Source organism: Trichodesmium erythraeum IMS101 (genome assembly GCF_000014265.1).
Lineage (GTDB): Bacteria > Cyanobacteriota > Cyanobacteriia > Cyanobacteriales > Microcoleaceae > Trichodesmium > Trichodesmium erythraeum.
In genome coordinates, this window is record NC_008312.1 from 5,282,633 (window position 1) to 5,296,328 (window position 13,696).

The 13,696-nt window shown below is 38.7% G+C and carries 5 protein-coding genes; 1 reads left to right on the top strand and 4 read right to left on the bottom strand.

Annotated elements, in window-relative coordinates:
• The first annotated feature begins 361 nt into the window (after window positions 1-361).
• Window positions 362-1,864 carry a CIA30 family protein gene (locus TERY_RS16580; protein ID WP_011612892.1) on the top strand — a complete coding sequence of 501 codons (1,503 nt, stop codon included), beginning with the start codon at window positions 362-364 and terminating at the stop codon, window positions 1,862-1,864.
• Between the two features lie 322 nt (window positions 1,865-2,186).
• Here the strand turns inward: TERY_RS16580 and TERY_RS16585 are convergent, their stop codons facing one another.
• From TERY_RS16585 to TERY_RS16600, 4 genes are all read right to left on the bottom strand, one after another.
• Window positions 2,187-2,435 (bottom strand): hypothetical protein, encoded by a 249-nt coding sequence (locus TERY_RS16585; RefSeq protein ID WP_011612893.1) that lies wholly within the window; start codon window positions 2,433-2,435, stop codon window positions 2,187-2,189.
• Between the two features lie 87 nt (window positions 2,436-2,522).
• Window positions 2,523-12,179 (bottom strand): DUF4347 domain-containing protein, encoded by a 9,657-nt coding sequence (locus TERY_RS16590; protein ID WP_044136876.1) that lies wholly within the window; start codon window positions 12,177-12,179, stop codon window positions 2,523-2,525.
• Window positions 12,154-13,191, bottom strand: a complete 1,038-nt coding sequence (locus TERY_RS16595; RefSeq protein WP_011610772.1) for an IS630 family transposase — start codon at window positions 13,189-13,191, stop codon at window positions 12,154-12,156. The genes TERY_RS16590 and TERY_RS16595 overlap by 26 nt, the downstream gene beginning before the upstream one ends.
• A gap of 64 nt (window positions 13,192-13,255) precedes the next feature.
• Window positions 13,256-13,438, bottom strand: coding sequence for a hypothetical protein (locus TERY_RS16600; protein WP_044136877.1), 183 nt, complete (start codon window positions 13,436-13,438; stop codon window positions 13,256-13,258).
• Between the last annotated feature and the right edge of the window lie 258 nt (window positions 13,439-13,696).

Genomic DNA, 13,696 nt, shown 5'->3' on the forward strand with positions numbered 1-13,696 from the left:
TTATATTAAGATTTATCAAAAAATATTAAATTAAGCAAAAAAATTGTTCTTTTTGTGACGTGTTGAAGGAGCAGTTATAATTTGTGGAGACTATTTTGTAAAAGCTCGCGATCGCCACTTTTTTCAACTACAAAAAAACCATAAAAATTGTCTGTTTTTTCTATATTTACTCCTTTTCTTAAAGGTTACTAATTTTTTTTTCTTTCTGGCCTAGGCCTTTTACATACAATGTCCCTAGGGATAAAGGTGGGGGTTGAATTTTGACTTTTGATTTTTGAGTTCCCTAAATTAAAGTGGTGTAAGGTTATTTTGCAATTTTTCTTAATATATCTTAATATATGTAAAAGAAGAGTTGAAGGATATGGCCGTGACTGATAAGCAAACATCCAAATGGAAGCCAAGTAAATTATTTCAAACCCTAGGCTATTTTGGGGTTATTCCATTTATCGGTAGTGTGAAATGGTTAGAAAAGTTATTTGGTAAAAAGACATTATTACCGCCAGACACATCAGAAGTTGTATTAGTAGTAGGTGCTAATGGTGGAGTTGGTAAGCGAGTTGTACCTAGACTACTGAAGCAGGGTTATCAGGTGCGATCGCTGGTTCGAGATGCGAAAAAAGCTCAAGAAGTTCTCGGTAATGATGTGGAAATAGTAACTGCCGACATTACCCAACCAGAAACTCTCACTCCTGAGATCTTCAAAGATGTGAGCAAAATTATCTGTTGTACAGGTACAAGAGTCGAAACTGTAGAGAAAGATAACCCAAACCGGGAGAAATATTATCAAGGCATCAAATTTTTCATGCCAGAAGTTGTTGAAGACCCCCAACTTGTGGAATACGAAGGGATGAAAAATCTAGTAGCAGCAGCAAAACCACAACTACAACCAAAAAATAACAAAATTTTGTTTGACTTCAAAAACCCTACCCAAGACCTCAAAGAAACCTGGGGTGCATTAGATGATGTTGTGATGGGGGGAGTTAGCGAAAGTTCTATTTGTCTTACAGATAGTGGTGCTCTTTTCTCTGGTAATGTCTCTACAGAAAACTCTGGTGGTTTCGTATCTGTCCGTACCCGCAATTTTGATCCCCCAACGAATTTATTTGGTTCTGCTGGTATAGAGCTGCGGGTGAAAGGAGATGGCAAGCGTTATAAGTTTTTCCTGCGCTGCGAAGATAAATGGGATGGGGTTGGTTATAGCTATTCTTTTGATACTGTTTATAATATCTGGACAACTATTCGCATTCCATTTAAAGATTTAATTCCAGTATTTCGTGCTAAAGTTGTAGAAAATGCTCAACCTTTTAATCCTAGTCAAGTTTATTCTTACCAATTAATGTTGAGTAAATTTGAATATAATAAAGAACTTAATTCTAGATTTGCACCAGGATTTTTTCAGTTAGAAATTGAGTATATTAAAACTTATGGTAGTGACGAATTACCTAGGTTTGTTTTGGTTAGTTCGGCGGGTGTAACTCGTCCAGGACGACCAGGATTAAATTTAGATGAACAAATTAAAATAGTGCAGCTTAATGACCAATTAAAAGGTTTATTAAATTGGAAATTCAAAGGTGAGGAGGTTGTTCGTTCTAGTGGTATTCCTTATACTATAATTCGACCTTGTGGAATGACTGAACAACCTGGTGGTCAAGCTTTAATATTTGACCAAGGGGATAATATTAAGGGTATTGTTAGTCGGGATGATATTGCTGAACTTTGTGTCAAGGTTTTGGAAGAAAATCAGGCTTGCAATACAACTTTTGAGGCGAAAGGGGATAAGGAAAATCAAGCAACTGTTGAAAATTGGGAGAGGTTATTTAATGGTTTAAAGCCTGATGTTAAAAAGTTACCTCTGACAGTTTAAATAAAGTATTTTTTTTTATCTACGAGGTACAGTTTTATATCCCCTTCCACTCCCCTTAAAAATTAGGGGGTTTTCAGATAAAATACATTGCTTTTCGAGTAATATCCAGTCTGCTTGCAATGGAAGTTTTACAAGAAACCGGGTTTATGGGAGACAGATATCAGAATGGGTATTTCATATCAACCCGGTTTCTCTGCTTTATTTATAACGACACTAACGGATTTAATATTATCTCTTTTTTTCTATGAAAATATCTAAATATTAGAATAAAAAAGGTGATTAAGTCTTGATTTTTGCAGATATTTAATAAGATTTGTCAGAGTCAGGCAATTATACTATCTCCATTCAGGTCAATATCAAACTCCTCTTCCCATTGCAACAGAGCATCTCCTGATTTCCAACCAGAACCGCGAGTAATGACACCCTGAGAATTGGTAGTCCAGATATAACCTTGCTCACTCAGGTTATTCTGACCTTGGAGTAGGAAGCGAGAACCTCCTGAGTTATTAGCTTCAACGACAACACCTTCCCAACTGGGGGTAGTGTTGTCGCTGTAATTCCTGGTCTCCATTGATTATCTAGTAGGTATGCTCTGCATCTTTGGCAAAAGTTGCTGTACCTTCGGATTCAATGTTTCCAGAGATGTCTATTCAATAAATTACATTCCCGCTACGTCCCAAGCTGAGCCAAAACCTCCGGGGTTAACTGTTTGATTAGGTGTGCCGTCATCATTCATCAACCAAATCCTGTTAGCTCCACTTTGATCACGCCAGTGAATGTCTGCCACTCCATCAGTATTGAAATCTGCTACTCCGGCTACATCCCAAGCTAAACCAAGGATTCCGGGGTGAACTGTTTGATTACGTGTACCGTCATCATTCATCAACCAAATCCTGTTTTGTCCATTGTTATGACTTTGATGACGCCAGAGAATGTCATCCACTCCATCGGCATTGAAATCTGCTACTCCGGCTACATCCCAAGCTAAACCAAGGATTCCGGGGTGAACTGTTTGATTACGTGTACCGTCATCATTCATCAACCAAATCCTGTTTTGTCCATTGTTATGACTTTGATGACGCCAGAGAATGTCATCCACTCCATCGGCATTGAAATCTGCTACTCCGGCTACATCCCAAGCTGAACGAAAACTTCCGGGGTTAACTGTTTGATTACGTGTACCGTCATCATTCATCAACCAAATCCTGTTTGGTCCATTTTTATGACTTTGATGACGCCAGAGAATGTCATCTACTCCATCAGTATTGAAATCTGCTACTCCGGCTACATCCCAAGCTGAATGGAAATTTCCGGGGTTAACTGTTTGATTACGTGTGCCGTCATCATTCATCAGCCAAATCCTGTTTGGTCCATTTTTATGACTTTGATGACGCCAGAGAATGTCTGCCACTCCATCAGTATTGAAATCTGCTACTCCGGCTACATCCCAAGCTGAACCAAAACTTCCGGGGTTAACTGTTTGATTACGTGTACCGTCATCATTCATCAGCCAAATCCTGTTTGGTCCATTTTTATGACTTTTATGACGCCAGAGAATGTCTGCCACTCCATCAGCATTGAAATCAAACTGGACTGGTTCACTTTCGTCGATATCGTTAACATTAATGGTCAACTGTTCTTGATAGCTGGCTACGTTTCTATCAGTAGTTTGAACTCGGATATTATAACTAGACTGACTTTCATAGTCTGGGGAATCATTGATTCTTAGTTGGTCAGCCTCAATAGTGAAGGCTTGGTTATCTTTATCTCCCTCACCTGTTACTAATTCATAAGTAAAGCTATCTCCTGAGTCGGGGTCGACGGTGTAAAATTCACCAACTACGCTGTTAGGTGCTACGTTTTCGTCAATATTTTTGTTGCCAAGGTCGAGGTCAGTGGGAGCTTCATTAATATCGTTAACATTAATGGTCAACTGTTCTTGATAGCTGGCTACGTTTCTATCAGTAGTCTGAACTCGGATATTATAAGTAGGCTTAGTTTCAAAATCTGGAGAACTATTGATTTTCAGTTGGTTACCTTCAATGGTGAAGGTTTGGTTATCTGTATCTCCCTCTCCTGCTACTAATGCATAAGTAAAGGTGTCTCCAGGGTCGGGGTCGGTTGTGGAAAATGTTCCAACTACACTATTGGCTGCTACGTTTTCGTCAATGGTTTCTTTGTCAAGCTCCAGAGCTGTGGGAGCTTTGTTGCTCTCTTTAACTTTTGTCGTTGCTTGAGCTTGAGCTGTTGTTGTTTCTACTTGACCGACCTTGTCTGTGGCTACGCTGTAGAAGGCGTAGGTTTTGTCAATTTCTCCCGTGTAAGTGGCTGAGGTTTCTGTGGTGTCGTCTAACCATAATTCAAAGTCACCTCCGTTTTCCGAGACGTATATATCATAGGTTGCTACACCACTGCCTTGGTCTTCTCCTGTCCAGGTAACTTCGATTTCTGCACCGGATGTCGTTTCTGGGAGTTCCTCTACTTTGCTGGTGGGTGCTGTAATATCAATGGTGTTGAATACGGGGGGGGTTGCTATGGGGTCGTTGGTGTCGAATACTATGCTGGCTTCCGCGTCGATGACATCCCCCGTCTGAACATCCTGCCCGGGACTGATGGTGTAGGATATAAAACCATCTCCTTCGGGTGGGTTGACGTTGGGTGGTAGGAACCCGGCGTCGAAGTCTGTGGGATATTCTCCGGTTTCCGGGTCGATGGTTTCTAGGGTGTATTTGACTGCTCCGGTTTCGGCGTTCATTTCCGCGTTGAAGTCTACGAAATAGCCGATGGTTTCTGTCAGGTCTATTCTTTCGGTGTAGTTTTGATAGCCAGGGGGGATTTCGATGTTGATGTCCCCGAAGCCAAAGTTGCCTAGTTCAAAGCTGTTCCAGTCTAGGTCGCTGTCTAGTTGTTGGGTGACGGTGACGAAGACTGCGGGGGCGTCTGCTTTTTCGGCGTCGTTTTCAAAGCGGATGGTGTAGGGGAGGGTTTGTGGGGATGTGAGCCAGTTTTCCTCCCCTACTCCTGCAGGGCCTATTATGTCGTTGGGATCCACCGCTCCTCCTATTGGTAGTTCTTGTCGCTCGACTGTATTGCAAGCACCAGTTATACATAGTCCAATTATGTAGCCAGGGGTACCTATTGGTGTTGTAGGAGCAAAAATACCTGTAGCATCAGACAAAAATTCTGCTCCTGTTCCTGCCCTTTTGTCTGCAGAGTCAAAATCTAAATCTTTTGCTCTCTTTCCCCTTTCGCTGTCTTTCAAGTTCTTGTCATTAACCATATCAATAGCAGCACCCCTAGTAAGTAACCCAGATTTTCCACCATTTCCCAAATACTTTTTTTCTCTTTCTCTTAGCTTTTTTGCACGCTCTATCATCCGTTTTATGGAATCATTTTTATCTTTACTTTTCAATCCCTCCGGATCAATATAATCTACCGGACCATTTCCAACATACCGATACAAATTCTCATCCCCCCCATTCAACCCAATAGGGTCCATAGAAACAAACCGCCCAGTCTCCCCATCATAAAACCTTGCCCGCATAAAATCAAGACCATTAGCCTCCTCCATCACCCCAAACTGCCCCACAAACTCAAACTGATTCGCCACCTGCTCCTGCTCAAACACATCCTTACCAAAAGGCGCATAATGATAACGATTCACATAATCTCCCTGACCATCACTCAAACCCACCGTCGAACCAATAGCATTAAAATCATAAAAATTCCCCTCACCATCACTATCAACCCGACTCACCAAACCCAAACCATGGACATAACGAGCCACCAAATCTCCATCTTGAAACTCACCGACCACATTCCCAAAACCAAAAGGGTCTACCAAATATTCCGTGCGGTTGCCATCATAAACCGTTGCAATGCGATTACCCAAAACATCATATTCATACTCAGTCTCAATACCATCAGGTTCAACCACCTTCACCAAACGATTTTCCACATTATATTCATATTGCCAAACATTACCCCCCTCAGTCTTCTCAATTAAATTCCCATCGGCATCATATTCATACTCAATATCACCCACCTGACCATACTGGTTGAGATTATTAGTCTCGTAATCAGTATTCTGACCATTAACCTTAGTCGAAATACGATTACCCACAGCATCGTAAGTGTAACTTAAATTCTGGTCAGGAATTTCCGAATTACTAGAATCAAACTTAGCAGAAATCAACTGCCCCACAGCATCATAACCATATTCCCAATCACCATCCAAAGTTTTCGCTGTACTGCGCCGCCCCAAATCATCATAGCTGTATTCAAACTGAGAATTAACCTGATTATCCGCATCAAAATTAGTTAACTTAACCAACTGCCCCACATCATCATATTCATAAACAGTAGCAGTACCATTACCATTTTCCTCCTTTGCCAAACGCCCGATATTATCATAACTGTATTGAACAATTAACTCATTCTCCCCATCAGTCAACTTCCGTAAACGACCCACACCATCATAACCATACTTAACTATCCCCCCAGAATCATCAACCATACTGCTGCGACGATTATTTTCATAAGTAAATTCCAACCACCGCTCCGTAGGATAAGTAATCTTAGTCAGACGGTCTGCATCATCATAAACCATCACAGTTTCCCCAGACTCATCAGTAACCTTAATCAAATTACCACGGTCATCATACTCATAATTTAATGAATCACCATTACCAAACTGCTTGTGAATCAGACGGTCTACATCATCATAACTATAACCAACCTGTCCTTCTCGACGGTTAGTAGTCAAAATCAGATTTCCTTCACTGTCATACTTAAAGCGATCGCGACTCCCATCAGCATAAATAATATCCGTGGCATTCCCCCGGTCATCATAACTATACTTAAGCTGATTATCCTTAGCATCCGTCACCACGGACAACTGATTAAAATTCGGTTCATATTCAAAATTAGTAGTATTCCCATCAGCTCCCGTCTGAGCGAGAAGACTACCACAGCCACAATAAATAAAACCAGTCACACTACCATCAGGAGCAACAACCTGACTCAAATTGCCATTCTGGTCATAACGCATCTGTGTTTGTCGCCCCAGAGCATCAGTCATTTGCCCAACTTGACCCCGGTCATTCAACAGCATATTAGTAGTGGCACCATTAGCATCCCTCACCTGTACACTACCATCATCCCGATAAGTATACTCAACCTTCTCGCTGCCATCACCCCAACTTTCTTCTATCAACCGCCCCTGTCCGTCATACTTAAACAGACTTTTCGTACCATCAATATCAGTCACAGAAGTAATAGCAAAACTATCATTGTAAGTATAGCTAACCGTTCCATCCGGTGTGGTCACACTCAACAACTTCTCACCAGTACCATCATAACCATAATTTGTCACCCATCCACTACTGTCAGTTGTCCGAATAATTCGACCTTGACTATTGTAAACAAAATCCGTTTTCTCCCCATTACTATTCTCCCAACTGGTGAGGTGGCCATTAGTGTAAGTTGTTTGGAGGCGATCGCCATTAGTATTCTCCAGATAGTCCAGACGACCATTAGACCGGAATCTAATAATAGTACCATCACTCTGTCGGAGCTGATAAACATCTTCCACCTTAGTCAGAACCATAGTTATATTAGGGGGACTAGCAAAACTACCATCATCCTGGGACTCAAAAACCAGACGACTAGGGCCATTTTCAATAGCAACATTGCCATCCTCATCAAGCACCGCTCGAATATCCCCAAAGAAAGTCTGACCACGACCAAGGGAACCCAAACGATAGCGAACGACAATATCCTGATTATTACTCGCCTGCTGCAACTCAAAACCCAGTAAGCGACCAGCATCATTAGTATATTCCCCCAACTTGCTCAGAGTCGTCGCATTTTCTGCCAAAACTCTTTCATAGTCTGCGGCAGTGTTCCCAATAGAAGCCACAAAATTATTCCAAACCTCATCCCACGCAGAGTCAGGCACATTATCAGGACGTAACCTTTCCTTAAAACTATTCCAGTCAACCTCCTCATCAGGAGTCACCGCATTAACAGTAAAATTAATTTGTTCTCCAACACCCACAGTTGGTTTCACCAGGATATTAAAACTATCCTTCGCCCCAGGAGGCAAAACCCCTGCCACCCCCTGACTATTAATAGCCAAAAATTGTACAGGTTCATCAGTCCATTCCCCTGTAAATGGGTCTTGTAATTCAGCCCCCTCTGCCACCAAATTAAGTAAAGGAGCAGGAAAATTACTATCAGTATCATTAGTGTAGTGAATAACCACATCTCCTTGCCACCAAGGACGCACACGTTCTGGTACATTTAAATTAATAGTTAATTCTCCTTGGGGTACCTCATTTACACTAAAAGTTTCTTGAGCAGTCGCAGTTTCCCCCTCATCTGTAACTTTAACCTGATATTTACCAGGTGGGAGACCTCCCAAATCAAAAGTCGCCTGTAAGTTACGTTCATTCTGCCAGACTATCTCATCAGCATTTGTAGACGAGCCATTACCAACCAAACTAACTTGACTTGCCAAGGAAAAAGACGAACCCTGTAAACTAATAGTAGTTTCACCACTATTACTGCCAGTTTCAGGAGTAATGTCAGAAATTTTTAAAGGCAACTCTTCTTCATTAGGAGTTGCCTCCAGGTTGAGAGTGTAGAAATTATCGTCCCCAAAGTTGGCCACCCGCACGAAATAATCACCCGCTTCTAACCCCTGATTAAAAGACGCACCATTCCAAGAAGTGGCAGTTACAGATTTAATAACTTGACCATGATTATCATATAAAATTACTCCAGCATTTCTGTCTAAATTTTCTATTTCTAACTCAAAACTGCTGTCTTTATTAAGTTCAAAACGATAGTAATCAAAAGTATCAATATCGCTGAGGAAGTCATTAAAACTGTGGTTGCCAACAAGAATATTTAAGTCCCGGGCAGTGTTGAAAGAGTTCCCAGCTTTATCTACTATTTCCACAGCAGACATTTCTAGATTGTAGGGAGTATTAGTTTGACTATACCAACCGGAAGAATTTGAAATTCTGGCATAATAGGTCCCTGAGTCCAGGTTAAAATTCATAGGTTCATCTGTATCTTGACCAGAAAAATATTCGCTTCTTAATGATTCATTATTCTGGTTATAAAGATGAATGTAAGCTGCATCATCTAAACCAGAAAGATGGAAATTAATTCTGCTATCTTCCTTCAACTCAAATTGATAATAATCGTACCTATCAATATCTCCTACCCAATCTTGAAAAGTTTTATTGCCTTTAAGAATACCAACATCTTTTGCTTCTCCTATCGTATTACCTGAATTATCTGCAATAGATACTGCAGACATTTCTAATTCATAAGGAGTATTAGTCTGACTATACCAACCGGAAGAATTTGAGATTCTGGCATAATAAGTCCCTGAGTTGAGATTAAAATTCAGAGGTTCATCTGTATCTTCACCAGAAAAATATTCACTTTTTAATGATTGATTATTCTGGTCATAAATATGAATGTAAGCTGCCTCATCTAACCCAGAAAGATTAAAGTTAACGATACTATTTTCTTGAAGACTAAATTGATAGTAGTCGTAGTTGTCGATATCCCCAACCCAATCTGTAATAGTTAGCTTTTGATTAAGATTACCAACCTTTTTTGCATCTTCCTCGGTATCACCAGCCCTATCGGCAATTTCTGTAGCAGAAGCTTCTAATTGATAAGGAGTATTAGTCTGACTATACCAACCGGAAGAATTTGAGATTCTGGCATAATAAGTCCCTGAGTTGAGATTAAAATTCAGAGGTTCATCTGTATCTTCACCAGAAAAATATTGGCTTTTTAATGATTGATTATTCTGGTCATAAATATCAATGTAAGCTGCCTCATCTAACCCAGACAGATTAAAGTTAACGATGCTATTTTCTTGAAGTTTAAATTGATAATAGTCGTAGTTATCTATATCTCCAACCCAATCTGTAAAAGTCTGCTCTTCATTCAGATTACCAATATCTTTTGCATTTTCCTCGGTATCACCAACCCCGTCGGCAATTTTTGTAGCAGAAGCTTCTAATTGATAAGGAGTATTTGTCTGACTATACCAACCGGAAGAATTTGAGATTCTGGCATAATAAGTTCCTGAGTTAAGATTAAAATTCAGAGGTTCATCTGTATCTTCACCAGAAAAATATTGGCTTTTTAATGATTGATTATTCTGGTCATAAATATCAATGTAAGCTGCCTCATCTAACCCAGACAGATTAAAGTTAACGATGCTATTTTCTTGAAGGTTAAATTGATAATAGTCATAGTTATCTATATCTCCAACCCAATCTGTAAAAGTCTGCTCTTCATTCAGATTACCAATATCTTTTGCATTTTCCTCGGTATCACCAACCCCGTCGGCAATTTTTGTAGCAGAAGCTTCTAATTGATAAGGAGTATTTGTCTGACTATACCAACCGGAAGAATTTGAGATTCTGGCATAATAAGTTCCTGAGTTAAGATTAAAATTCAGAGGTTCATCTGTATCTTCACCAGAAAAATATTGGCTTTTTAATGATTGATTATTCTGGTCATAAATATCAATGTAAGCTGCCTCATCTAACCCAGACAGATTAAAGTTAACGATGCTATTTTCTTGAAGGTTAAATTGATAATAGTCATAGTTATCTATATCTCCAACCCAATCTGTAAAAGTCTGCTCTTCATTCAGATTACCAATATCTTTTGCATTTTCCTCGGTATCACCAGCCCTATCGGCAATTTCTGTAGCAGAAGCTTCTAATTGATAAGGAGTATTTGTCACACTATACCAACCGGAAGAATTTGAGATTCTGGCATAATAAGTCCCTGAGTTAAGATTAAAATTCAGAGGTTCATCTGTATCTTGACCAGAAAAATATTGGCTTTTTAATGATTGATTATTCTGGTCATAAATATCAATGTAAGCTGCCTCATCTAACCCAGACAGATTAAAGTTAACGATGCTATTTTCTTGAAGGTTAAATTGATAATAGTCGTAGTTATCTATATCTCCAACCCAATCTGTAAAAATCTGCTCTTCATTCAGATTACCAATATCTTTTGCATCTTCCTCGGTATCACCAACCCCGTCGGCAATTTCCGTAGCAGAAGCTTCTAATTGATAAGGAGTATTTGTCACACTATACCAACCGGAAGAATTTGAGATTCTGGCATAATAAGTCCCTGAGTTAAGATTAAAATTCAGAGGTTCATCTGTATCTTGACCAGAAAAATATTGGCTTTTTAATGATTGATTATTCTGGTCATAAATATCAATGTAAGCTGCCTCATCTAACCCAGACAGATTAAAGTTAACGATGCTATTTTCTTGAAGGTTAAATTGATAATAGTCGTAGTTATCTATATCTCCAACCCAATCTGTAATAGTCTGTTCTTCATTCAGATTACCAATATCTTTTGGATCTTCCTCGGTATCACCAGCCCTATCGGCAATTTCTATAGCAGAAGCTTCTAATTGATAAGGAGTATTTGTCACACTATACCAACCGGAAGAATTTGAGATTCTGGCATAATAAGTCCCTGAGTTAAGATTAAAATTCAGAGGTTCATCTGTATCTTGACCAGAAAAATATTGGCTTCTTAATGATTCATTATTCTGGTCATAAATATCAATGTAAGCTGCCTCATCTAACCCAGAAAGATTAAAGTTAACGATGCTATTTTGCAGCAAATTAAATTGATAATAATCATAGCGATCGCTACTACCAACCCAATCTTCAAAAATTTGAATGGGGCCCAAATTCCCCATACTTTTGGCTGTGTCTTTAGTGTTATCCGACAAAACATGACTATAAGTCGCGATCGCATCCTCTCGAAACGGCAATCTCAAATCAACATTACCAGCATTAACCTCCAACTCCCAGTCACCACCCAAAGCCAAACTACCAGTTAACCCCGCCGTTGCCGCAATATTTGCCCCCGTCAGTCCGTGCAACCTCTCCAAAAACTCCCTACCCCCATCTCCTGCAGCCACATTACAACCATAGAGCAAAAGATTACTAACTGACCAACCTTCCAAGTCAGAAGTATAACTATTATTAATATTATCAAGACTTAATTGGCCATTACCCAAAAATAAACAGCCGGGCCTTCCATGGGAAACAATATGAACAGATGAAAGATGAAGATACTTGCCTATAACCTTAGTAATTTGCTCAACACCATCTTCTATTGAGTTGAGAATAACCACCTTGACCCCAGACAAAGCTCCATTCACTAAACTCTCATAGTCTTCTACTTGAGAATCTATAAAAACTATAGCAATCCTAAGTAGGTTGCGGCAAAATTTCATACTGAAAAAGTTTTGGGAAATTGAATATTTGACCATCCGCAAAAAACTTAAATAGCCACTTAACTACTTTAAAAGAACTGCAAAGATGATAAAAAGTAATACTGAAATTTTTGGTTTGTAACCAAATATCTTCAACAGGATTTTGCTCCGGAGCATTGGGAGCAAATCTTGTACAATTTATCAACAATTCTTCTTCTGATAAGTATTGATTAATTGTCATTAAATATTCTCGAAATTCTTGAGAGTTATGGTAAGTTGCCCCATCCCAAAATATTGCCAATTTGTTGCCCGGTCTTTGCTTCTGCAAATATTTAATAAATTCAATAGTATTTTTAGTATTTCCACTCTCATATTCTTGCACAAGAAATTCCTTGGTTTTATAGTCTAAAGCTCCATAATAAGTCTGTCTTTCTTTTTCATTTTTAATTGCAATTTCTATTCTTTCATCTGTTTTTCCCCAAGCATAACCTAATATGTCTCCCCATAGAAGATGACATTCATCAATCATAAACACTGTAAGCTTTCCAGTTTCTATTTCTGGTTGCCATTTAGCTAAAAATTCCTGTATTTCTTTTCTTTTAACTTCTACTAATTCATCATTTTTAGCAGGATTCTTTTTTTGAGTTTTTTTCCAACTTATGCCCGCTTCTTTAAACAAGTTATAGTAACTTTGATTAGACTCAAAAACCACATCATATTGCTCCTGTAAGTAGTTTTTTAAATCTGATAACCTAAGATAATCTTGTGCTCTCAACCACTCAATTGTTTTCTCTTTTTCGACCGTTTTTAAGTAACCTTGTCTCCCTTGATACTGAAGCCTTAAACTTTCTACACCATGAAATAATGCTTGGTTTTTCCATTCACTAATAAAACTGTGAGAAACATTTAATAATTCTTTGACTTCATGGTAGGATTTTCCTGACAAGGTCATTTTTACGGCCAAGGCCCTTTTAATTTCTTTAGACTCTTTTGTTTGATTAATAAAATCATTTAGTTTATCTATAATATTCATTTTTTGTCTTTTTCTTAGATCTGTTATTCTTACTATTATATCTGTTGCGACCAATATGGGATTGCTATATATCTGTAATAGGATTAACTCCCCACAGTTTTCTTGAATTGTTATTAGTAGAAAAAGAAGTCCTAAGTTCTGGTTCAGAATTAAATAGTTGTAGAGGAGCTGAAACTTTCCAAAAGCCTACTTCCTGTTCCCAGTTTCCTACTAATTTATGATTATTTATAGGATAAGCACTTTTCATTTTTCAATATTGACCCTATTTAATACAACTTGCCTTGGCAGTAAGTAAAAAAAAACTGATGACTAAAATATTATCCTTATTTTTTAATTCAGTCAACACTCAAAACTATAAGTATAGCTACCAAATTTATCCCTTATTTAGCAATAGCTGTAACTAAAAAAAATACCCTGTCAAACTAAGCAGATTTGATATAATTTTAGTATGAAAATTAGTCAGATCTTTCATGGCAAAACTTATGAGTTATACCAAATATGAAAA